Here is a 22,357-nt window from a genome sequence, read left to right as displayed (position 1 = left end):
CACGCTGGCTTGACCCTCGCCCACTGTGGCGGTTTGTACCTTGTGCGAGGCCGCGTCCGCGGCCCAGGACCCCAGGGGGAACCACCATGACGCGAACTCGTCCGCGCCGCGCCGCCGTACTGGCCACGGCCTTTGCCGCCACCCTGCTCGCCGCCTCGGCCACCGCCGCCTCGTCCGCCACGGCGAGCACCGCCACCGGCCCGGGCACCGGTTCGCCGAGCCAGCCGGCCGCTGCGCAGCCGAACGACTCCGCCCGTGCGGCGGGGATCCGCTCCGCCGGCGACGCCTGGATGGGCTGGTCGCAGGACGGCCACGGTCGTCCCACCCCGACACCGAAGCAGGCAGCCCAGGCATCGAGCCTCGCCGCTGCCACGCAGACCTCCGGCATCGACGTCTCCAAGTGGCAGGGCAACGTCGACTGGGCCACCTACTGGGGACAGGGCAAGCGGTTCGCCTACGTCAAGGCCACCGAGGGCACGACCTACCAGAACTCCTACTTCGCCCAGCAGTACAACGGTTCCTACAACGTCGGCATGATCCGCGGGTCCTACCACTTCGCGCTGCCGGACAGCTCCTCGGGCACGGCGCAGGCGGACTGGTTCGTCGGCCACGGCGGCGGCTGGTCCGGTGACGGCAAGACCCTGCCTGGCGTGCTCGACATCGAGTACAACCCCTACGGCGCCACCTGCTACGGCCTGAGCCAGGCCTCGATGCGCAGCTGGATCGCCGCGTTCACCTCGCGCTACAAGGCCCTCACCGGCCGGGACGCGGTCATCTACTCCACCACGAGCTGGTGGACGACATGCACCGGCAACACCAGCCAGTTCTCCGCGACCAACCCGCTCTGGATCGCGCGGTACAACACCTCCCCCGGCACCCTCCCCGCCGGCTGGGCCTACTACACGTTCTGGCAGTACACCGACTCCCCGCTGGACCAGGACTACTTCAACGGCGACCTCACGCGGCTCCGCGCGCTTGCCCTCGGCTGACCCACCGCCTCGCGGTAACCCGCCCCCTCAGGAGGGGGACGACGAAGGGGCCGGTCACCTCACGGTGACCGGCCCCTTCGCGATGTCAGGGTGACTCGCTCAGAGCGAGTTGGCCTTCTTCGCCATGGCCGACTTCTTGTTGGCGGCCTGGTTGGCGTGGATGACGCCCTTGCTCACGGCCTTGTCGAGCTTGGTGGAGGCAACCTTCAGCGCCTCCTGGGTGGCCGTGGCGTCGCCGGACGCCGCGGCGGCCTGGAACTTGCGGATCCAGGTCTTGAGCTCGCTCTTGACGGCCTTGTTGCGCTCGGTCGCCGTGCGGTTCGTCTTGATCCGCTTGAGCTGGGACTTGATGTTTGCCACAGGTGTGTCTCTCTTGGTTGGTCGGTAGTTGCCGTTAGAGGGCGGCAGAAGCATCTCGGGACCGGGCGTGGGGCACCCGTGGTTGAGACGCTCTGGGTGGTGCAGCATGCGCGCACGACCATGCGCGCACGCGATGGGCAAATCTACCAGCGAGTGGGCCGCTCCCCCAAAACGTGCCGGAGCGAGCCCTCCTGCTCAGCGACCGGTCCTCGCCCCGGTGATCGTGAGGATGGCGCGCTCCACGGCGTAGACCGGGTCACGACCGCCACCCTTGACCTCGAAGTCGGCGAGCGCGACGGCCTGGATCGACTCCGCCAACCCCTCGGGACCCCACCCGCTCAGGCCTCGCCGGGCCTTGTCGACCTGCCACGGCGCCATACCGAGGTCACGCGCCACGTCGGCGGACCGGCCGCGCCCCGCGGCACCGACCTTGACCAGCTGGCGCAGCTGCTGGGCGAGCACCGCCACGATCGGCACCGGGTCGACACCGGTCGCGATGGCGTGCCGCAGCAGCCGCAGGGCGTCACCGGCCTGGCCGGCAACGGCGGCGTCGGCGACCCGGAAGCCCGTCGCCTCGACCTTGCCCCCGTGGTACCTCGCCACGAGCTGCTCGTCGATGGTGCCGGTGGTGTCGGCGACCAGCTGCTGGCAGGCAGCGGCGAGCTCGCGGACGTCCTTGCCGACGGCCTCGATGAGGGCCCGGACGGCATCGGGGCTGGCCTTGCGCCCGGCTCGCCGGAACTCGTGGGTGGCGAACTCGGCCTTGTCACGGTCGGACTTGATGGCCGGCGCCTCCAGGACCCTGGCCTGCCCCTTCTTGATGGTGTCGAGCACCTTCTTGCCCCGCTGCCCCGACTTGTGGGTCACCACCAGGGTCACGTCGGGCTCGGGGGCGGCGAGGAGGGCGAGCAGGTCCTCCTGCAGCTCGTCCGGGGCCTCGTCGAGGTCGTGCACGACGATGGCCTTGGCCCCGCCGAACAGCGACGGGCTGGCGTGCACGCCGACGGCTCCCGGCTCGTAGGTGGCGGCGTAGAGGCGCACCACCTCCACGTCGGGGTCGGCCGCCCGCAGCTCCTCGAGCGTGCCGGCGAGCGCGCGGTCGGCGATCACCTGCTCCGGCCCGGTGATGAGCACGAGCGGCGGCACGGCGGTCGCGGTGGTGGTCACGGGGCCAGCCTGCCACGCCCCGGGGACAGACCCGGCGACGTACCCGGCGACCGACCCGGCACGCCGGTTGCCCCGCCGGAGCCCCCGGTGTGAGGGTGACCCCATGCCGTCACCCGACCACGACGAGGTCCTCGCCACCGTCGACACCTTCATCGCGGCCTTCGTCTCCGGACCGGGCGTGGTCGATGGGGCCGTGCGGCTGCGCGGGGTGCTGGACCCGGGCGCCGTGATCGTGAGGGCCGGGGACGCCGCACCCACGACCTACTCGGTCGACACCTTCGTCGAGCCACGCGTCGAGCTGCTGCAGTCAGGTGCGCTGGAGGACTTCCGGGAGTGGGTGACCGGTGCCCGCGTGGACCTGTCCGGCGACATCGCGCAGGTCTGGTGCACCTACGCCAAGGAGTGGGTCGCCGACGGTGAGCGCCAGCAGGGCAACGGCACGAAGTCGATCCAGCTGGTCCGCACCCGGGACCGGTGGCGCATCACCGCGGTCGTCTGGGAGGACGAACGCCCCGGCCTGCGGGTGCAGGAACCCCGCCCGTCGGACCCGCAGGGTCAGCCGCCGGGGCAGTAGGCCTCGCCGGGGGCCAGGTCGGGGTGGATGGCACCCCCGCGGTCGGACACCGACGCGACCGCGGTGGCTGCGCCGCGGCGTACCGCCACGACCTCGGCGAGGATCGCGAGCGCGATCTCCCCGGGTGCCTGGGCGCCGATGTCCAGCCCGATCGGCGCGTGGAGGTTCTCCAGCGCTTCCTCCCCCACCCCGTGGGTGAGCAGCCACTCACGGCGTCGGGCCTGCGTCGCGCGTGAGCCCATGGCGCCCACGTACGCCGTCCCGGCGGCCAGGGCGTCGCGGATCACCGGCCCGTCGACGTCGTCGTGGTGGCTCGTGACGACCACCGCGTCGTGGTCGGGCAGCACCGGCGCCTGGACCGCGGACACCGTCGTGGTCCACCCCAGCGGCTCGCACAGGGCCTGCAGCGCCTCGACCACGGGGCCGTCACCGACGAGGAGCAGGTGCGGGGAACCTTCCATGCGACGAGTATCGCCCCCCAGGGCGAGGCGTGGGTGCCTGCCTCGCCACCTCACTCCCGCGCCGGCCTCGTACCCGCTCTTCCTCCCAAGGGGCCCGGGTGGCGGCCGGGTACCGGCTCTGCGGGCACGAAGTGGCGCCAGGGCCGGCAGCCGCAGCAGCGCCCGGGAGCGCAGGTCCTGGTCAGTCGAGCTGCATGGCCCCTGAGCCGTCGACCTCGAGGCCCAGCCCGGCGAGGCGCGCCGCCACGACGTCCTCCGGCAGCTCGAGGCTCTCGGCGAGCTCGGCCAGCGAGAGACCGAGCTCGACGCCGTCGCGCAGCTCCTCGTCGGACTCCGGCGTCCAGGCGTGTCCCTGGGTCACCGCGGTCCTCGACGAGTCCCCCGGCGGCGGGTCGGCGGCGACGGGGCGCGGGTCAGGCGCAGCGGGTCGCGGGTGCTCGGCCGCGTCCTCGCCGGTCCGCCCCATCGACGTCGCGGCCACCGCACCGGTCGCCCCGCGCAGGGCCGGCTCGTGGACCGCCAGGGGCGGCGCAGCGGTCTCGTCGAGCCGCTTGAGGGCCGCCAGCACGCGGTCGCGGTCGGTGGTGGGCCAGAAGGGCGGCAGCGAGCGCTGCAGGAACCCGGCGTACCGCGCGGTGATCATGCGGGAGTCGAGGAAGGCGACGACGCCCCGGTCGTCGGCGCGGCGGATGAGGCGCCCGGCGCCCTGGGCGAGGCGCAGCGCCGCGTGGGTCGCGGAGACGGCCATGAACCCGTTGCCCCCCATCCGGGCGATCGCCTGCGAGCGCGCGGACGACAACGGGTCGTCCGGGCGCGGGAACGGGATCCGGTCGATGATGACCAGCTGACAGGCCGACCCCGGCACGTCGACGCCCTGCCAGAGGGTCAGCGTGCCGAACAGGCAGGTCCTGGGGTCGCGGGCGAACTGCCTCACCAACGTGGTGATCTGGTCCTCTCCCTGGCACAGGAAGCCGATCTCGCCGTCGAAGCGCTCGCGCATGGCCTCGGTCGCGTCACGGGCCGCCCGCATGGAGGAGAACAGCCCCAGCGCCCGACCACCCGACGCCCTGATCAGCGCCTCGATCTCGTCGAGGGCCGCCTCGCTGATGCCGTCACGGCCTGGGGCGGGGAGGTGCTGGGCCACGTAGGCGATGGCCTGCTGGGGGTAGTCGAACGGGCTGCCGACGTCGAGGCCACGCCACTCAGGCGCGCCCTCACCGCGCAGGCCCATGGTGCCCGCGACGGCGTCGAACGTGCCCCCGAGCTCGAGCGTCGCAGACGTCATGATGACCGTCCGGTCGCCGAACACCTTGTCGCGCAACAACATCGCCACACTCATCGGGGCGACGCGCAAAACCGAACCGCGCCGCGGGTCTCGGTTGACCCAGACGACGTCGAGGTCGCGCTGCTCGAGGATGCGCGAGGAGTTCTCGAAGACCTCGTCGATCGCGGCCTGGGCGACCTTGCGGGTGCCGTCGGGCTCGACCCCCTTCTCGGGCTTGAGCTCGGACTGCACCTGGCGGCTGGTGTCGCGCACCCGCGCCAGGGCCAGCGCCACGGAGTCGAGGATCCCGCCCAGCTTGCCCTCGGGGAGCTCGTCGAGCACCCCCTGGAGGAACACCGCGGCGTCCTCGACGGCCTCCGACGAGTCCGCGAGCCGCCCGGCCCGCTTCGCGGCGGCGCTGACCATCGAGGCGGTGACCTCGTCGGTGATCGTGGAGGTGACCCGGTCCACGAGCTCGTGTCCCTCGTCGACGACCAGGACGTCGTGCTCGGGCAGCATCTGGCGACCCTCGAACGCGTCGATGGCCATGAAGGAGTGGTTGGTGACGATGACGTCGCAGTCCTTGGCGGCCTCGCGGGACCGCTCGACGAAGCAGTCGGCCAGGGCCGGGCACTTGCTGCCCATGCACTCGTGGGCGCTCACCGAGACCTGGCGCCAGGCCCGCTCGCTGACGCCGGGCACGAGCTCGTCGCGGTCACCGGACTCGGTGGTGTCGGCCCACTCGCGCAGCCGGACGACCTCCTGACCGAGGCGCGAGGCGGCCTTGTCGACCTCGCCCACCCCGAAGAGGCCCTCGTCCTCGTCGGGGAAACCACCCTCGAGCTTGTGCGCGCACAGGTAGTTGCGCCGGCCCTTGACCAGCCCGTACGTCGGGCGCCGGCCGAGGATCGGGGTGACCGCCTCCGCGAGCCGGGGCATGTCGCGGTCCACGATCTGCGCCTGCAGGGCCAGGGTCGCCGTCGCGACGACGGCCGGCTTGCCGGTCTTCTGCGCGTGCATGACCGCGGGGATCAGGTAGGCCAGCGACTTGCCGGTGCCGGTGCCCGCCTGGACCAGCAGGTGCTCGTCCTTGTCGATCGCGTCCTCGACCGCGTGGGCCATCTCGACCTGGCCGGGGCGTTCGACACCCCCGACTCCCTGGACGGCGGCGTGCAGGAGGTCGTCGAGGGAAGCCACGCGGACAGGGTATGCCGTGGCCGGACGCACGCGTGCGCGCGTCCCCAGGCCTCACCTCTCCGGCACCCAGGCGGGCGCCGGGACCCCGTTCCCCGTCAGGTTGTCGCAGGCCACGAACTGGCTGCCCACGCGCTCCAGGGCGCAGAAGCAGGAGGCGGTCGACCGGCCGTGCGCCTCGCCGGGGTCCTGCCGGGCCGTGGCGGGAAGGGTGCCGAGTGCGACGAGGAGTGCCGTGGCCGTGGCCGAGGTAAGGATCCGCCTGCTGTGCTGGATGGTGTTCACGACGTGCTCCTGGTGATCAGGTACCGGTGGTGGTGACGTCTCCACGCTCCGGCCCGAGGGTGGTGGGCCACATCGGGCACACCCCCTGAGAAGCACCACCGACACCCCTCAAATGGAGGTGTCGGCGCTCCGGGCCCGGGAACACACTGAAGGCGTGACCCTCGCGGACACACCCTCGAGTGAGGGCTTCGTCGGTCGCGCCGACGAGCTCGACGAGCTCGCCTCTGCTCTGGCGTCGGCACGCGCTGGCCGCGGGCGGGCGGTGCTCGTCATCGGGGAGGCAGGGGTCGGCAAGACGAGGCTCGCCCAGCAGGCGTGCGCGCTGGCCGGGGACTTCCTCGTCCTCACCGGCGCCTGTCTGCCTCTGTCCTCGATGAGCGTGCCCCTCCTGCCCCTGCGGTCGGCGGTCGGGGTGCTCCCGGAGGAGCAGCGGCCGGCGATGCGGCGCGCCGCCGACGCGGAGTCGGCGGAGGACTTCGACCAGTGGCTCGAGGACCGCTGCGCCCGTGGACCGGTCGCCCTGGTGGTCGACGACCTGCAGTGGTCCGACCCGGCCACCCTCGACGTGCTGATGTGGGTGCTGGCCGGACTGACGACACGCAGCCTGGCCCTCGTGGTGACCGTGCGTCGCGAGGAGGTCTCGCCCGGACACCCCCTGCAGCGCTGGCTGGCCGATGTCCGGCGGCTGCCGGGCTTCGTCGAGCTGCCCCTCGGGCCACTCGACCTCGAAGAGACCCGGGCACAGCTCACGAGCGTGCTCGGGGACGTCCCCCACGACGCGCTCACGCGGGACGTCTACTCCCGCACCGGAGGCAACTCCTACCTCAACCGGCTGCTCGTCCAGGGCCTGTCCCCCACCGAGACAGCGCTGGGCCCGGGGCTCCCCGAGGACCTTGCCGCGGCCGTGCTGCGCGCCTGGCACCAGCTCGACTCCCCCGCCCGCGACCTGGCCCAGGTCCTGGCCGTCTACGGCAGGGTCGCGGGTGGGAGCGCGCTGGACCGCGTTGCGGGCCTTGCCCACGTGACCGACCTGCGCTCCGCCCTGCGGCACTGCCTGGCCGCCAACCTCCTCGAAGCGGACGGGAGAGGGGGCTACTGGTTCCACCACCCGCTCCAGGCGCAGGCCCTCGCGGGCAGTCTCGGTGGCTTGGACCGCGCGCACCTGCACGCGGCCTTTGCGGCCGCGCTCGAGGACGACCTGGCCACAGCGGCCGCACGGGACACGGGTGAGTCGGCGGAATGGACGCTCGAGGCCGTCAGCCTGGTCGCCGACCACCACGACCGGGCCGGTCATGCTCATCAGGCGTACGACGCGGGCCTGCGGGCCGCGGACCTGGCTCGGGAGATCGGGGCCACGAGCACACAAGTGAGGCTGCTGGCCCGGGCGTTGGAGCTCAGGAGGCAGCTCGGCCCGGGCGGGGCAGGACCCACCACCGCCCTGTGGGAACGGCTGCGCCTCGCGGCGGAGGCGGTCGGCGACTTCGAGGAGGAGCTGCGCGCTGTGGAGGCGCTGCTGGGCGGGCTCGACGAGCGGCGGGATCCGCTCAGGCTGGCTGAGCTCGTCATACGCCGCCAGCACCTGCGCTTCCTGACCGGCCGCGGGTTCCTCGACCCTGCCGAGATGCGTCGGGCCGTGCGGCTCACACGGTGCGACGCAGAGTCCTGGCAGCACGCCTTCGCCCTCGCCGAGCTCACGCACGCCACCCTGTGGCAGGACGACCCCGCGTCCCACGACCTCGGCGCAGCCGCCCTCGCGAGCGCGCGGGCCAGTGCCAACCCCCGCGCCCTAGCACACGCCCTGGCTGCCAACGCGATGCTGGCCGTGCACGAGGGCCGTTCCGCGGAGGGGGTGCGGCTGGGTCGTGAGGCCGTCGAGGCCGCTGCCACTGCCCGCGACGGGTTCGCGTTCGTCCATGCGGCGCTGTGGGAGGCGAACTCGGTCGACGGCCCGATCAGCCCGGCGTGGAGAACCATGGTCGGCCGGCGCTGGGCCGAGCTCGCAGAGCTGGGAGCGCCCCACCCGTTGCTCGCGTGGTTGGCGAGCAACGAGGCCTTCGGGCACCTGCACGCCGGGGACCTCGAGGCCTGCGCGCGCCGCCTGCGCGTGGCCCTGGGCTCGACACCGGGGACGCTGGCCGACGTCCAGACCCGGCTGACCGCCGCCTGGATGGCCGCCATCCAGGGCCGCATCCACGAGGCGGAGGGCCACCTGGCTCGTGCCGACGAGCTGTTTGCCGAGACCTCGAACTTCCTCGCCTTCGACTTCGACGCCGTCCGCGCCATGGTGCTGTTGTCGGGCGGCCACCCTCGCGAAGCGCTCGACGCAGCGATGAAGGGGACCACCACCCCCGGCACACCCCCCACGTTGTGCGAGTGGCTGCTGCCCCTCGCGGCCCGCGCCCTCGCCGACCTGGCACAGCAGGAGCGGGACACCGGTGGCGACCCCACACGCTGGCTCGCGGAGCTCGACGTCATCACGGCCCGGTTCCCGGACACCATCCGCGACGTGGGAGGGGCGACCGACCTGTACGAACACCAGCTGACCGGCCTCGGGGCGATGTACCACGCCGAGGCTTCCAGGGCTCGGCGCGCCGGCGACGCACACCTCCTCTGGGCCCGGGCGGCGACCGCGTTGCGCGAGATCCTCCCCTGGGAGGCGTCCTACTCGTCGTGGCGGCAGGCGGAGGCTCTGCTGGCCTCGGGGCACGCGGGTCGCGACGAGGCCGTGGGTGCCATGCGTCGCTCCTACGCCATGGCACGAAGGCTGGGCGCCCAGCCCCTGGTGGACGAGCTCGACGCCCTGGCCCGAGCCACGCACGTCCAGCTCGCCGAACCCGCCACCGGTGTCCCCGCACCCGCAACGGCCCGGAAGGCGGGTCTGACGACCCGCGAGACGGAGATCCTCGGTCACATCGTGGCCGGGCGCACCTACGGCGAGATCGCGAAGGCCCTCGTGGTCAGCGAGAAGACGGTCAGCTCGCACGTCAGCCACCTCCTCAGCAAGACCGGGTGCGCCAACCGGGTCGACCTCGCGCGCTGGGCCACGCGCACCTGAGCCGCCCGCGCAGAAGGTGGAACGGGTGGGACCGCGGACCGGGCGACGCCCTGCGAGGATGGGCAGTGATGAGCACCGACCAGGCAGCCGCCACCTCCCCGTCCCTGCCTGACCTGCTCGACCGTGTCGAGAAGGACCCCGACGCCGCCTACGACGCGTTCACCGCCTGGGCGCAGGACCAGGGCACCCCGCTCTACCCGCACCAGGACGAGGCGCTGCTGTCCCTGCTCGCCGGGGAGAACGTCGTCCTGTCCACCCCCACCGGCTCGGGGAAGTCGCTCGTGGCCACCGGCGCCCACTTCGCGGCCCTCGCCGACGACCGGGTCAGCTTCTACACCGCGCCGATCAAGGCACTCGTGAGCGAGAAGTTCTTCGCCCTCTGCGAGGTGTTCGGCGCGAGCGAGGTCGGCATGCTCACCGGCGACGCGTCCGTGAACCCCGACGCCCCCATCATCTGCTGCACCGCCGAGGTGCTCGCCAACATCGCGCTGCGGGAGGGCAGGGACGCCGACGTGGGGCTCGTCGTCATGGACGAGTTCCACTTCTATGCCGAGCCCGACCGCGGCTGGGCCTGGCAGGTGCCGCTGCTGGAGCTCCCGCAGGCGCAGTTCCTGCTGATGTCGGCGACGCTCGGCGACATGAGCGAGCTCGCCGAGGACCTCACGCGGCGCAACGGGCGGTCGACCGCGCTGGTCACCGGTACCGAGCGCCCGGTGCCCCTCAGCTTCTCCTGGGCGATGACGCCGCTGCCGGAGACCATCGAGGAGCTGCTGTCTACCCACCAGGCGCCGGTCTACATCGTCCACTTCACCCAGGCCGCCGCCCTCGAGCAGGCCCAGGCCCTCGTCGGCCTCAAGTCCGTGATCAAGGCCGACAAGGAGGCGATCGCCGAGCGGATCGGCGGCTTCCGGTTCACCGCGGGATTCGGCCGGACCCTGTCACGCCTGGTCCGGGCCGGGATCGGCGTCCACCACGCCGGGATGCTGCCGCGCTACCGCCGCCTCGTCGAGCAGCTGGCGCAGGACGGCCTGCTCAAGGTGATCTGCGGCACCGACACCCTGGGCGTCGGCATCAACGTGCCCATCCGCACGGTCCTCTTCACGGGGCTGGTCAAGTTCGACGGGTCGCGGCAGCGGGTGCTCAAGGCGCGTGAGTTCCACCAGATCGCGGGCCGGGCCGGCCGGGCGGGGTTCGACACCAGCGGCTCGGTCGTCGTGCAGGCGCCCGAGCACGTCATCGAGAACGAGAAGGCGCTCGCCAAGGCCGGCGACGACCCCAAGAAGCGGCGCAAGGTCCAGCGGCGCAAGCCCGCCGACGGCGAGGTCTCCTGGACCGAGCAGACCTACGACAAGCTGGTCCACGCCGAGCCGGAGCCGCTCGTCTCACGCATGCGGGTCGACCACTCCATGATCCTCAACGTCGTCCAGCGCCCCGGCGACCCCGTCGCCGCGCTCAGCAGGCTCCTGCGCGACAACCACGAGTCCCCCCGCAACCGGGCCCGCCTCGCGCGCCGGGCGGTCGTGCTGGGGCGCAGCCTGCTCGAGACCGGCGTGCTGCACCGTGTCGACCCGCCCGGCCCGGACGGGCGCACCATCGCCGTGCGGGAAGAGCTCGCGGGCGACTTCGCGCTCAACCAGCCCCTCGCCCCGCTGGCGCTGGCCGCCCTGGACGTCCTCGACCCGGAGTCGCCGACCCACGCGCTCGACGTCGTCTCGGTCATCGAGGCGATCCTCGACGACCCCCGGCAGATCCTGCTGCAGCAGCAGTACAAGGCGCGCGGCGAGGCCGTGGCCGAGATGAAGGCGGACGGCGTCGAGTACGAGGAGCGCATGCAGCTGCTCGAGGACGTCTCCTGGCCGAAGCCGCTCGCCGAGCTGCTCGACGCGACGTTCGAGATCTTCCGGCAGAGCCACCCGTGGGTCTCGGAGTCCGCCCTGTCGCCGAAGTCGGTCGTGCGCGACATGTACGAGCGCGCGATGACGTTCACGGAGTTCGTCGCCTACTACCAGCTCGCCCGCACCGAGGGCCTGGTCCTGCGCTACCTCACCGACGCCTACCGGACCCTGCGCCAGACCGTCCCGGAGGCGCACCACAGCGAGGCCTTCGAGGACCTGCACGAGTGGCTCGGCGAGACCGTCCGCCAGACCGACTCCTCACTGCTCGACGAGTGGGAGGCCCTGACCGACCCCGATGCCAACGCCCGGCTCGACGAGCTCGAGCGCCTGGCAGCGCACGGCGGCACGCGTGCCGGACGTCCGATCACGTTCAACGAGAAGGCTTTCCGCGTCATGGTGAGGAACGCGATGTTCCGCCGTGTCGAGCTCGCCTCACGCGACCGGTTCGAGGAGCTGGCCGCCCTCGAGGAGGCTGCAGCCGCGCTGCCGGAGCCTGCTCGGCACCCGCTCATGGACGAGGCGGCGTGGGACGAGGCGCTGGGGGCCTACTACGCCGAGCACGACACCATCGGCACCGACGGCGCCGCCCGCGGGCCGCACCTGCTCCACCTGTCGCCCGCCACCGGACCCGCACCGGGCGAGAACGAGCCCGAGGGCGAGCACCGGCTGTGGCTGGCGCGGCAGACGCTCGAGGACCCGGAGGGTGACCACGACTGGGTCATCGAGGCGACCGTCGACCTCGACGCCTCGGACGAGGCCGGCGAGCCGGTCGTGCTCACCACCGCCCTGCGCCGCCTCTGACCGAAACCCGGTGGACACGGCCACGGCCGCGTTGCCAAGGTCGTCGGCATGGAGCCTGACGAGTCCTGGGACGAGACGACCGCCGCCCTCTACGACACCCCCGACGAGGGCATGTTCGCCGACGACGTCCTGCGCCCGACGGTCGACCACCTCGCGGAGCTGGCCGGCAGCGGACCCGCCCTCGAGCTCGCGATCGGCACCGGACGCGTCGCCATACCCCTCAAGGAGCGCGGGGTCCCCGTCACCGGTATCGAGCTGTCGGCACCCATGGTGGCGCGGCTGCGCGAGAAGGTGGGCGCGGACGCCATACCCGTCCAGCTCGGCGACATGGCCACGACGCGGGCGCCCGGGGAGTTCTCGTTGGTCTACCTCGTGTTCAACACCATCGCCAACCTGCTCAGCCAGGACGAGCAGATCGAGTGCTTCCGCAACGCAGCCCGCCACCTCGGGCCCCGTGGGAGGTTCGTCATCGAGCTCTGGGTGCCCCAGCTGCGCCAGCTCCCGCCCGGCTCCCCTGCGACCGTCTTCGCGAGCGAGCCCGGGTACGTCGGGCTCGACGACTACGACGTCCTGCACCAGCGCGTGGTCTCGCACCACTTCCGGTACGGCCGGGGGCGCGAGGCCACGCACGGCATCAGCCAGCACCGCTACATCTGGCCGGCCGAGCTCGACCTCATGGGCCGGCTCGCGGGGTTCGAGCTCGAGGCGCGGTACGCCGACTGGGACCGTTCGGAGTTCACCGCGGACTCCCGCTCCCACGTGTCCGTCTACCGGCTCGCGAGCACCTGAGTCAGGTACTGCGCGTGAGGAGCTCGCGCAGGCTGGTGGCCGGCCGCCCGGTCAGCCGCTCGACGGCGTCGCTCACCTGCTCGACCTCGCCCCTCGCGATCGCCGTGTAGGTCGAGACCCATGCCTCGACCTGCCAGTCGGGGGCGCCGTAGGACGCCCGTGAGGCATAGGCCTCCGGCAGGGTCTCCTCGACGTACCGGGTCGGCGTGCCGGTGACCTCGGTGATGACGGCCGCGGCCTCGGCAAGGCTCAGCGCCTCGGGGCCGGTGAGGTCGTACGTCGCGCCGGCGTGGGCCCCAGGGTCGGCCAGCACCACCGCGGCCACGGCGGCGACGTCGTCACGGGCGACGGCGGCGACCCTCCCGTCACCGGCGGGGCCACGGATGGCGCCGTCGGTGGCCATCAGCGGCAGGAAGTCGGCGTAGAAGCTGTCGCGCAGGAAGGTGTGCTCCATCCCCGAGGCCCGCAGGGCCTCCTCAGTCGCCCAGTGGTCGCGGCCCAGCGTGAACGTGCAGTCGGCGGCCGCCCCCTGGAACGACGTGTAGACCACGTGCCGCACCCCTGCAGCGGCAGCGGCGTCGACGAACGCCCGGTGCTGCCCGAGCCGGTCGACGTCCTCGGCGGCCGAGACCATGAGCAGCGTGTCGATCCCGTCCAGCGCGGCCCGCACCTGTGGGGTGTCGGCGTAGTCCACCGCGCGCACCTCGGCGCCGGGTACCGCCGGGGCGGCGTCCGGGCGCCGCGCCAGCAGCACCAGGCGGTCACCGAGGTCGGCGAGCCGGCGGGCCACTGCGCCGCCCACCGCGCCGGTCACGCCCGTCACCCCGATCCGGCCGGTCTGCGTGGCGGTCGCGCCGTCCGTCGTCCCGTCCGAGTCACCCATGGTGCGAGCGTAGACCGGGGGCTCAGGGAGAGTCCGGCGAAGCGCCCACCTCGGCGGACAGGTCGAAGGTCATGAACACGCTGAAGTCGTCGGCGGCATACGGGCCGAACGGTCCGCACTCGACGAAGCCGCGACGGGCATAGAGGCGCCGGGCCGGCGCGAACTCGTCCGGCGACCCCGTCTCGAGGCTGAGGCGCGCGTAGCCGCGGGACCGCGCTGTGGCGACGAGGTGCTCGAGGACGAGCGAGCCCACCCCGCGTCCGCGGTGCTCGGGCGCTGTGCGCATCGACTTCAGCTCACCGTGCCGCGGGTCGAGCTCGCGCAGCGCCCCACAGCCCAGCACCTCCTCGCCCTCCCACGCGCTCCAGAAGGTCAGGTCCGGGGCGCGCAGCCGGTCGAGGTCGAGGGTGTGCACGCTCTCGGGCGGTGAGTAGCGGCGCATGTCCTCGACGTGGGCGGCGAGCAGCGCCACCACCTGCGGGGTGTCCAGGCCCCCGGGGCGCACCTCCACGTGCGGAGTCCCGGTCAGGCGGCGAAGTCGGCCAGCTCGGAAGCCAGCTCGGGGTGGACGCGCGCCTTGACGTGGGTGCCGCGTTCGGTGTGCTCGCTCGAGAGGACCTCGGCCTCCTCGTGCAGGCGGCTCACCAGGTCACCGCGGTCGTAGGGCAGCAGCACCTCGACGTCGATGTCGGGCCGGGGCAGCTCGTCGGCGATGAGCGCACGCAGCTCCGCCAGGCCGGAACCCGTGCGGGCCGACACGACGATGCAGTGCTTCTCGTGGCGGCGCAGCCGGTCAAGCACCTCGGGGTCGGCCGCGTCGGCCTTGTTGACGACGATGACCTCCTTGACGTCCGCGGCGTCGACGTCGGCGAGCACGGCCCGGACGGCGCTGATCTGGCCCTCGGGGTCGGGGTGCGAGCCGTCGACCACGTGCAGCAGCAGGTCGGCGTCGGCCACCTCCTCCAGCGTGGAGCGGAACGCCTCCACGAGCTGGGTCGGCAGCTGCCGGACGAACCCCACGGTGTCGGCCAGCGTGTAGAGGCGGCCGTCCTCGGTCTCGGCGCGCCGGACCGTCGGGTCGAGGGTGGCGAAGAGCTGGTTCTCCACCAGCACGCCGGCGCCAGTGAGGCGGTTGAGGAGGGAGGACTTGCCGGCGTTGGTGTAGCCGGCGATGGCGACACTGGGCACCTCGTGGGCCTTGCGGCTGAGGCGGCGCGTGTCGCGGCTGGTCTTCATCTCCTTGATCTCGCGGCGCAGCTTGGCCATCCGCGTGTTGATCCGGCGACGGTCGAGCTCGATCTTCGTCTCACCCGGACCACGCGAACCCATGCCCTGGCCGCCGGCAGCCTGACCACCGGCCTGGCGGGACATCGACTCACCCCAGCCGCGCAGGCGCGGGAGGAGGTACTGGAGCTGGGCCAGCTCGACCTGCGCCTTGCCCTCCTTGGACTTCGCGTGCTGGGCGAAGATGTCGAGGATGAGGGCAGTGCGGTCGATGACCTTGACCTTGACGACGTCCTCGAGGGCACGCCGCTGGCTGGGGGTGAGCTCGGTGTCACAGATGACGGTGTCGGCGCCCTCGGCGATGACGATGTCACGCAGCTCCTGCGCCTTGCCCGACCCGAGGTAGGTGCCGGTGTCCGGCCGGTCGCGACGCTGGACCAGCCCGGCGAGCACGGTCGACCCGGCGGTCTCGGCCAGGGCGGCGAGCTCGCGCATCGAGTTGTCGGCGTCCTCGGCCGTGCCCTCGGTCCAGACGGCGGCGAGCACGACGCGCTCGAGGCGCAGCTGGCGGTACTCGACCTCGGTGACGTCCTCCAGCTCGGTGGAGAGGCCTGCGACACGGCGCAGGGCAGCGCGTTCCTCGCGGTCGTACTGGTCGCCGTCGAAGCCGTGGCCCGCGTCCGGGCCGAGGTCGCCGCCGGTCCTCGGGGAGGTGTCCTCATCGGCGAGGGCTGCGGCACGGAAGTCGAAGATGTCAGAGCGTGGTGTCATATCTCCCTCAGGGTCTCATTGCTGTAACCACTGCCGCGACCTCTTTATGTCCTCGCGTGCCCCGGGCCCTAGCGTTGTCCTGATGAGCGCCGACGACCACTACTTCACCGCGGCCCCCGCCAGCGCGGCCCAGCAGCGCCCGATGGCGGTGGAGCTGGCCGGTCGCACCGTGACCGTGCAGACCGCCTCGGGGATCTTCAGCCCCGACGGCGTGGACAAGGGCACCGCCGTCCTGCTGCGCGAGGCGCCTGCTCCCCCTGCCACCGGCGCACTGCTCGACCTCGGCTGCGGCTGGGGCCCCATCGCCCTCACCCTCGCGCTGCGCTCCCCCGGCGCCGCGGTCTGGGGCGTGGACGTCAACGAGCGCTCGTTGGACCTGCTCCGCACCAACGCCGCGTCGCTGGGTCTGGAGTCGGTCCGCGCCTGCCGGCCCGAGGACGTCCCGGACGATCTCGAGCTCGCGGCGATCTGGTCCAACCCGCCGATCAGGGTGGGCAAGGCGGTCCTGCACTCCATGCTCCTCGCCTGGCTGCCGCGCCTGGTCGTGGGCGGGGCTGCCTACCTGGTCGTGCAGAAGAACCTCGGCGCCGACTCGCTGCAACGGTGGATCGCCGAACAGCTCCCCGCCGACGCGTACGCGGTGTCCCGGTACGCCTCCGACAAGGGGTTCCGGGTGCTGGAGGTCCGCCGCCTCGCCTGAGGGTCAGGCGAGCGTCGTGGTGCCGTCCGCGACCAGGGCGGCGGGTCCCGCCAGCTCCACCTCCTGGCCGGGGAGCATGCGCACGCGCAGCCGGCCACCCAGCACGTCCACGGTCCACGAGTCGCCGATGTCCCCGGCCCAGAACCGGGTCGCGATGGCCGCGGCGGCCGCGCCGGTGCCGCAGGAGCGGGTCTCCCCCACGCCGCGTTCACGGACGCGCATCCGCACGTGGCCGGGTCCCATCGGGCGCACGAACTCGATGTTGGTCCCGTGCTCCGGCCCGGGGTTGACCACCGGGGGGTGGTGGAGGTCGAGGTTGTCGAGGTCGACGCTCTCGGGGAGGGCGACGACCGTGTGCGGGTTGCCGAGGTCGACGCTGAGGGCCGAGAGCGGGTCGTGCCCCTCGACGTGCACCAGCGCGTCGAACCCCTCGGCGTCGGCGATGTGCGGCTGGGCGAGGCGCCAGGGGCCGAGGTTGACCGCGATGAGGTCGGGCCCGTCGAACCGCACGACCTTGGTGCCGGCGCGGGTGGCGATGGCGAACTCGTCGGCCGTCTCGAGCCCCTCGCGCCGCAGGTAGGCGGCGAACACGCGGGTGCCGTTGCCGCACATCTCGGCGACGCTGCCGTCGGCGTTGCGGTAGTCCATGAACCACCGGGCCGCTCCGGCCTGCTGGAGCACCAGGGCCTCGTCGGCCAGCGCGGTCGGCACGACCCGGATGACGCCGTCGCCACCGATCCCGGCGTGGCGGTCGGCCAGCCGGGCGGCCTGTGCGCTCGTGAGCGGCCGCGACCCCTCGAGGTCGGGCACGAGCACGAAGTCGTTCTCCGTGCCGTGGCCCTTGGTGAAGGGGGTCTGGTCAGCCATGGGACCCATTGTCCCTGACGACCTCGAGGGCCCGCGCGAGCAGTCCGTCCCGCGCGCCGGCCGAGGCGTCGAGCCAGTGGATGCGGGGGTCGGCGTTGAACCAGGACTCCTGCCGCCGGGCGAACCGCCGGGTCAGCGTCGCCGTCTGCTCCTTGGCCTGCTCCTCGTCGAGCGTCCCGTCGAGCTGGGCCAGCGCCTGGGCGTAGCCGAGCGCACGCGAGGCGGTGCGGCCCTGGCGCAACCCCAGCTGGTCGAGCGTCCTCACCTCGTCGAGGAGGCCCGCCTGCCACATGTGCTCGACGCGCGCCCCGATCCGTGCGTCGAGCTCGGGGCGACCGACCCGCAGCCCCACCACCACGGTCGGGCCCACGAACTCACGACGTGGCATCGTCGCCGAGAAGGGCCGGCCGGTGAGCTCGACGACCTCCAGGGCACGCACGATACGGCGCACGTTGTTGGGCTGGATCTGCTCCATCGCGACGGGGTCGAGCGCGCGCAGCCGCTCCGCCATGGCCTCGACACCCAGGGCGTCGGCCTGCGCCTCCAGGCGCGCCCGCACGGCGGGGTCGGTCGGCGGGATGTCCAGGACGTCCAGCGCCGCGCGCACGTACAGGCCCGACCCCCCGACCACCACGGGGCGCAGGTCGCGTCGTGCGATCTCGGTGATGTCGCTGCGCGACGCCGACTGGTACGCGGCGACCGACGCCTCGTCGGTGACCTCGAGGACGTCGAGCTGGTGGTGGGGTATCCCGCGCCGCTCCTCGGGTGCCAGCTTGGCGGTGCCGATGTCCATCCCCCGGTAGAGCTGGCTGGCGTCCGCGTTGACGACCTCGCCGCCGAGGACCTCGGCGAGGTCGAGCGCGAGGTCGGACTTGCCTGTCGCCGTGGGTCCGACGACGGCGACGATCACCGGTGCGGCCACCGGGGGCCGCTCACAGGTCGTGCTCGTCGGGGCTGTCGTGGCCGAACGGGTCGGGGTCGACGCCGGGCATCCAGCTCTGGCCGGGGACGCCCCAGCCGGCCTTCTTCGCCGCCTTGCGGGCCTTCTTGGCCCACTTGTCGCTGAGGCGGTCGACGTAGAGGAAGCCGTTGAGGTGGTCGTACTCGTGCTGCATGCAGCGGGCGAACCACCCGGTGGCCTCGAACGAGATCTCGTTGCCCTCGGCGTCGAACCCGGTCACGCTCGCCCGGTCGCCGCGCTTGAGCGGGAAGCTCTCCCCGGGGACCGACAGGCAGCCCTCGACCTCCTCGTGGGGGTCGGGGTCCTCCTGGGCCGGCTTGGAGGACGCGACGTACGGGTTGACGACCACACCGCGCGCGGGCACGTCGTCGTCGTTGTCCATCTGCCAGGTGAAGATGCGCAGGCCGACGCCCACCTGCGGGGCGGCCAGGCCCACGCCGTTCGCGGCGTCCATGGTCTCGAACATGTCTGCGATCAGCTCGGCCAGCTCGGCGTCGAACGCCTGCACGGGCTCGGCGCGGCGGTGCAGCACCGGGTCGCCCGTGATCACGATGGGGCGGATGGTCATGCGGGGAGTCTTCCAGATCGGCGAGGTCGGTCGGGACGTCGCCTAGCGACAGGCCGGGGCGGCCGGAGCCGCCGGCTGCTGGGCCGGCCGCCCCACCCCGGGCATGCCCAGGGAGACGGCGGGCTTGCCGGGCACGGGCGAGTCCTGCGTCGCCGCCCAGGCGTCACCACCGGCGGTGCGGCGCACGGCGTAGACCCCACCCTCCAGGGCGGCGTCGGCGACGAGGTGGTGCGGGGCGCCGTACGTGACGCCGACGGTGACCATGTCGCCGGGGCGGGGTCGCTCGGCACCGGCGGGGACGGCGAAGTGCACGAGGCGGTTGTCCTGCGCCCGACCGGAGAGGCGGTGGGTCTCGGTGTCCTTGCGGCCCTCGCCGGTCGCGACGAGCACCTCGACCTCGCGGCCCTCGAGGGCGCGGTTCTCGGCCCAGGAGACCTCCTCCTGCACCGCGATGAGCCGCTCGTAGCGCTCCTGGACCACGGCCTTGGGCAGCTGGTCCGGCATCGTCGCCGCGGGCGTCCCGGGCCGGATCGAGTACTGGAACGTGAAGGCGCTGGAGAACCGCGCCTCCCGCACCACGCGCAGGGTCTGCTCGAAGTCCTCGTCGGTCTCGCCCGGGAAGCCGACGATGATGTCGGTGGTGATCGCCGCGTCGGGGATCTGGTCGCGCACCCGCTCGATGATGCCGAGGAACTTCGCGCTGCGGTAGGAGCGGCGCATCTCCTTGAGCACGCGGTCCGAGCCGGACTGGAGCGGCATGTGCAGCGACGGCATCACGTTGGGCGTCTGCGCCATCGCGGTGATGACGTCGTCGGTGAACGCGGCCGGGTGGGGGCTGGTGAAGCGCACACGCTCCAGGCCCTCGATCTCGCCGCAGGCACGCAGCAGCTTGCCGAACGCGAGCCGGTCGCCGAACTCCACGCCGTAGGTGTTGACGTTCTGCCCCAGCAGGGTCACCTCGACGACGCCCTGCTGGACGAGGGCCTCCACCTCGGCCAGGACGTCGCCGGGACGGCGGTCGGCCTCCTTGCCGCGCAGGCTGGGCACGATGCAGAACGTGCAGGTGTTGTTGCAGCCCACGGAGATCGAGACCCAGCCGGCGTAGGCGGAGTCGCGCCGGGTGGGCAGGGTGCTCGGGAAGACCTCGAGGCTCTCCAGGATCTCGACCTGCGCCTCACGGTTGTGGCGCGCACGGTCGAGCAGGGCGGGGAGGCTGCCGATGTTGTGGGTGCCGAAGACGACGTCGACCCAGGGCGCACGGGCGACGATGGTGTCGCGGTCCTTCTGGGCCATGCAGCCCCCGACGGCGATCTGCATGTCGGGGTTCGCGGTCTTGGCCGGTCGCAGCTGCCCGAGGTTGCCGTAGAGCTTGTTGTCGGCGTTCTCCCGGACCGCGCAGGTGTTGAACACGACCACGTCGGCAGTGGACGGCCGGGCCGGCTCGGGGACGCTGTTGACGTCGACGTAGCCGGCCGTCTCGAGCAGCCCGGCGAGGCGCTCGGAGTCGTGCACGTTCATCTGGCACCCGTGGGTGCGTACGTCGTAGGTCTTCGGGGTCGTCTGTGTGGTCATCGCATCGACAAGGGTACGTGGTGGCGTGCGGTGCCCGGGAACGTCCCGGCTCCCCGGCGCCGGTCGAGGGAGGTCAGTCCCGCTGGTGCTCGACGGCCTGCGCGAGGGCGTCGCGGATCACCGACATGGACAGGTCGGCGGGGTAGCCCTTCCGGGCCAGCATGCCGGCCAGCCGCCGGGTCTGGACCGTCGCGTCGAGCCCGTGCATCGAGCGCAGCCTCTTGGCGACCAGGTGCTCGGCCTGGTCGCGCTCGGCGTGCGGGTCGATGGCGTCGAGGGTCGCCTTCGCCGTCTCGTCGTCGACACCCTTGGTGCGCAGCTCGCGGGCCAGGGCACGCTTGGCCAGCCCGCGACCGGCCTGCTGGGACCGGACGAGCATCCCGGCGTAGGCCTCGTCGTCGACCAGCCCGACCTCGGTCATCCGGTCGAGGACTGCTTCGGCCACGTCGTCGGGACAGTTGCGCTGACGGAGCTTGTCGCGCAGCTGCTTGCGGCTCTTGGGTGACATCGCCAGCTGCCGCAGCACGATCTGGCGGGCGAAGTCGTGGGGGTCGGGCTCGGCGTCGCGGGACCTGACGTCATTCTCGGGGTCGCCGGGGATGGGCTGCCACGCCTTCGGCCGACGGGTCCGGGCGCCTGGCTCGGAGGGGGCCCTGGAGGTTGGCTCGGCGGGCGGCTCGGTGGTTGCCTCGGAGCCGGCCGTGAAGGTGGGCGTGGAGGTGGCCTTGGTGCCGGACGCCGTCGCGGCGAGGGCGGCCTCGAAGGCAGCCCTCGCCGCAGCGTGTCGATCAGTCATGCGGGACCGGTCAGAACTCGACCGGGACCTCGGGGGCCAGGTCGGCCGGCTTGTCGACCTGCGGGCCGATGCCGAGCTTCTCCTTGACCTTCTTCTCGATCTCGTTGCCGAGGTCGGGGTTGTCCTTGAGGAACTGGCGGGCGTTCTCCTTGCCCTGGCCGAGCTGGTCGCCGTCGTAGGTGTACCAGGCGCCGGCCTTGCGGACGAAGCCGTGCTCGACACCCATGTCGATGAGGCCGCCCTCACGCGAGATGCCCTGGCCGTAGAGGATGTCGAACTCCGCCTGCTTGAACGGCGGGGACACCTTGTTCTTGACGACCTTCACCCGGGTCCGGTTGCCGACCGGGTCGCTGCCGTCCTTGAGCGTCTCGATGCGACGGACGTCCAGGCGGACCGAGGCGTAGAACTTCAGCGCCTTGCCACCGGTCGTCGTCTCGGGCGAGCCGAACATGACACCGATCTTCTCGCGCAGCTGGTTGATGAAGATCGCCGTGGTGCCGGAGGTGTTGAGCGCACCCGTGAGCTTGCGCAGCGCCTGGGACATGAGGCGGGCCTGCAGACCGACGTGGCTGTCGCCCATCTCGCCCTCGATCTCGGCGCGCGGCACGAGGGCGGCGACGGAGTCGATGACGATGATGTCGAGGGCACCGGAGCGGATCAGCATGTCGGCGATCTCCAGCGCCTGCTCACCGGTGTCGGGCTGGCTCACCAGCAGGGCGTCGGTGTCGACGCCGAGCTTCTTGGCGTAGTCGGGGTCGAGGGCGTGCTCGGCGTCGATGAACGCCGCGATGCCACCGGCACGCTGGGCGTTGGCCACGGCGTGGAGCGCGACCGTGGTCTTGCCGGAGGACTCCGGCCCGTAGATCTCCACGACCCGGCCCCGAGGCAGGCCACCGATGCCGAGGGCCACGTCGAGGGCGATCGAACCCGTGGGGATCACGTCGATGGGCGGACGGACGTCGTCGCCGAGGCGCATGACCGCGCCCTTGCCGAACGACTTCTCGATCTGCCCCATGACGGAGTCGAGAGACTTCGCCTTCTGGTCAACCGTTGCAGTGTTGCCACCGGACATCTTGGCCACCGTTCCTACTTTCCATGTCGAGTCGGGCGCGCCTGCCTTCGACCCTGTCGCTTCATCTGCTGTCGGGTCAGACGCTAGGTGCCGCCACCGACAGCCGTCC

The 22,357-nt window shown here is 72.5% G+C and carries 20 protein-coding genes; 6 read left to right on the top strand and 14 right to left on the bottom strand.

All coding sequences use genetic code 11. The annotated features are described in order from the left end of the window. The first annotated feature begins 86 nt into the window (after positions 1 to 86). The gene (locus ABEA42_RS17925; RefSeq protein ID WP_345505245.1) at positions 87 to 989 is read left to right on the top strand and encodes a GH25 family lysozyme; all 903 of its coding nucleotides are present in this window, start codon (positions 87 to 89) and stop codon (positions 987 to 989) included. A 99-nt stretch (positions 990 to 1,088) separates the two neighbouring features. Here ABEA42_RS17925 and rpsT read toward each other — a convergent pair whose 3' ends face one another. Both rpsT and holA read right to left on the bottom strand, forming a co-directional pair. Next, positions 1,089 to 1,349, bottom strand: a complete 261-nt coding sequence (gene rpsT, locus ABEA42_RS17920) for a 30S ribosomal protein S20 (protein WP_345505244.1) — start codon at positions 1,347 to 1,349, stop codon at positions 1,089 to 1,091. A 195-nt stretch (positions 1,350 to 1,544) separates the two neighbouring features. Then, positions 1,545 to 2,516: a DNA polymerase III subunit delta gene (holA, locus tag ABEA42_RS17915; RefSeq protein WP_345505243.1), complete on the bottom strand. Its 972-nt coding sequence runs from the start codon at positions 2,514 to 2,516 to the stop codon at positions 1,545 to 1,547. A 103-nt stretch (positions 2,517 to 2,619) separates the two neighbouring features. Between holA and ABEA42_RS17910 the strand changes: the two genes are divergently transcribed. After that, entirely contained in the window at positions 2,620 to 3,090 is a 471-nt protein-coding gene (locus ABEA42_RS17910) for a nuclear transport factor 2 family protein (protein ID WP_345505242.1), read from the top strand. Here ABEA42_RS17910 and ABEA42_RS17905 read toward each other — a convergent pair. The 3 genes from ABEA42_RS17905 to ABEA42_RS17895 form a co-directional block, all read right to left on the bottom strand. Beyond that, the gene (locus tag ABEA42_RS17905) at positions 3,072 to 3,551 is read right to left on the bottom strand and encodes an XdhC family protein (RefSeq protein ID WP_345505241.1); all 480 of its coding nucleotides are present in this window, start codon (positions 3,549 to 3,551) and stop codon (positions 3,072 to 3,074) included. The genes ABEA42_RS17910 and ABEA42_RS17905 overlap by 19 nt on opposite strands. Positions 3,552 to 3,732: 181 nt before the next feature. Further along, positions 3,733 to 6,012: an ATP-dependent DNA helicase gene (locus ABEA42_RS17900; RefSeq protein ID WP_345505240.1), complete on the bottom strand. Its 2,280-nt coding sequence runs from the start codon at positions 6,010 to 6,012 to the stop codon at positions 3,733 to 3,735. Between the two features lie 51 nt (positions 6,013 to 6,063). Next, positions 6,064 to 6,294, bottom strand: a complete 231-nt coding sequence (locus ABEA42_RS17895) for a hypothetical protein (protein ID WP_345505239.1) — start codon at positions 6,292 to 6,294, stop codon at positions 6,064 to 6,066. 154 nt (positions 6,295 to 6,448) lie between these two features. Between ABEA42_RS17895 and ABEA42_RS17890 the strand changes: the two genes are divergently transcribed. From ABEA42_RS17890 to ABEA42_RS17880, 3 genes are all read left to right on the top strand, one after another. After that, positions 6,449 to 9,349 (top strand): helix-turn-helix transcriptional regulator, encoded by a 2,901-nt coding sequence (locus tag ABEA42_RS17890; protein ID WP_345505238.1) that lies wholly within the window; start codon positions 6,449 to 6,451, stop codon positions 9,347 to 9,349. Positions 9,350 to 9,417: 68 nt separating this feature from the next. Beyond that, positions 9,418 to 12,045 (top strand): DEAD/DEAH box helicase, encoded by a 2,628-nt coding sequence (locus tag ABEA42_RS17885; protein WP_345505237.1) that lies wholly within the window; start codon positions 9,418 to 9,420, stop codon positions 12,043 to 12,045. 48 nt (positions 12,046 to 12,093) lie between these two features. Further along, complete coding sequence (locus ABEA42_RS17880; RefSeq protein ID WP_345505236.1) at positions 12,094 to 12,834, top strand: class I SAM-dependent DNA methyltransferase; 741 nt, start codon at positions 12,094 to 12,096, stop codon at positions 12,832 to 12,834. A gap of 1 nt (position 12,835) precedes the next feature. On the opposite strand, the gene ABEA42_RS17875 is transcribed toward ABEA42_RS17880, so the two are convergent. The 3 genes from ABEA42_RS17875 to hflX are packed head-to-tail and all read right to left on the bottom strand — an operon-like array spanning position 12,836 to position 15,712. Further along, positions 12,836 to 13,717 (bottom strand): SDR family oxidoreductase, encoded by an 882-nt coding sequence (locus ABEA42_RS17875; protein ID WP_345505235.1) that lies wholly within the window; start codon positions 13,715 to 13,717, stop codon positions 12,836 to 12,838. Positions 13,718 to 13,739: 22 nt separating this feature from the next. Further along, positions 13,740 to 14,228: a GNAT family N-acetyltransferase gene (locus tag ABEA42_RS17870; protein ID WP_425572108.1), complete on the bottom strand. Its 489-nt coding sequence runs from the start codon at positions 14,226 to 14,228 to the stop codon at positions 13,740 to 13,742. A gap of 14 nt (positions 14,229 to 14,242) precedes the next feature. Continuing rightward, a complete protein-coding gene (gene hflX, locus ABEA42_RS17865) occupies positions 14,243 to 15,712 on the bottom strand; it encodes a GTPase HflX (protein ID WP_345505234.1) in 1,470 nt (489 codons plus the stop codon). An 82-nt stretch (positions 15,713 to 15,794) separates the two neighbouring features. On the opposite strand from hflX, the gene ABEA42_RS17860 reads away from it, so the two are divergent. Next, entirely contained in the window at positions 15,795 to 16,412 is a 618-nt protein-coding gene (locus tag ABEA42_RS17860; RefSeq protein WP_345505233.1) for a class I SAM-dependent methyltransferase, read from the top strand. Positions 16,413 to 16,415: 3 nt separating this feature from the next. On the opposite strand, the gene dapF is transcribed toward ABEA42_RS17860, so the two are convergent. The 6 genes from dapF to recA form a co-directional block, all read right to left on the bottom strand. Beyond that, complete coding sequence (gene dapF / locus ABEA42_RS17855) at positions 16,416 to 17,279, bottom strand: diaminopimelate epimerase (protein ID WP_345505232.1); 864 nt, start codon at positions 17,277 to 17,279, stop codon at positions 16,416 to 16,418. Then, positions 17,272 to 18,201, bottom strand: a complete 930-nt coding sequence (gene miaA, locus ABEA42_RS17850) for a tRNA (adenosine(37)-N6)-dimethylallyltransferase MiaA (RefSeq protein WP_345505231.1) — start codon at positions 18,199 to 18,201, stop codon at positions 17,272 to 17,274. Before miaA ends, dapF begins: the two co-directional genes overlap by 8 nt. Before the next feature lie 10 nt (positions 18,202 to 18,211). After that, a complete protein-coding gene (def, locus tag ABEA42_RS17845) occupies positions 18,212 to 18,808 on the bottom strand; it encodes a peptide deformylase (RefSeq protein ID WP_345505230.1) in 597 nt (198 codons plus the stop codon). Positions 18,809 to 18,850: 42 nt separating this feature from the next. After that, positions 18,851 to 20,380 carry a tRNA (N6-isopentenyl adenosine(37)-C2)-methylthiotransferase MiaB gene (miaB, locus tag ABEA42_RS17840; RefSeq protein WP_345505229.1) on the bottom strand — a complete coding sequence of 510 codons (1,530 nt, stop codon included), beginning with the start codon at positions 20,378 to 20,380 and terminating at the stop codon, positions 18,851 to 18,853. A 73-nt stretch (positions 20,381 to 20,453) separates the two neighbouring features. Continuing rightward, positions 20,454 to 21,176, bottom strand: coding sequence for a regulatory protein RecX (locus ABEA42_RS17835; protein ID WP_345505228.1), 723 nt, complete (start codon positions 21,174 to 21,176; stop codon positions 20,454 to 20,456). 10 nt (positions 21,177 to 21,186) lie between these two features. Beyond that, a complete protein-coding gene (gene recA, locus ABEA42_RS17830; protein ID WP_345505354.1) occupies positions 21,187 to 22,248 on the bottom strand; it encodes a recombinase RecA in 1,062 nt (353 codons plus the stop codon). Positions 22,249 to 22,357 lie beyond the last annotated feature (109 nt).

The organism is Pedococcus ginsenosidimutans, assembly GCF_039544395.1.
Taxonomy (GTDB): Bacteria; Actinomycetota; Actinomycetes; order Actinomycetales; family Dermatophilaceae; genus Pedococcus; species Pedococcus ginsenosidimutans.
The sequence above is the reverse complement of the archived record's forward strand: the minus strand, read 5'-3'. Positions and strand labels throughout refer to the sequence as shown.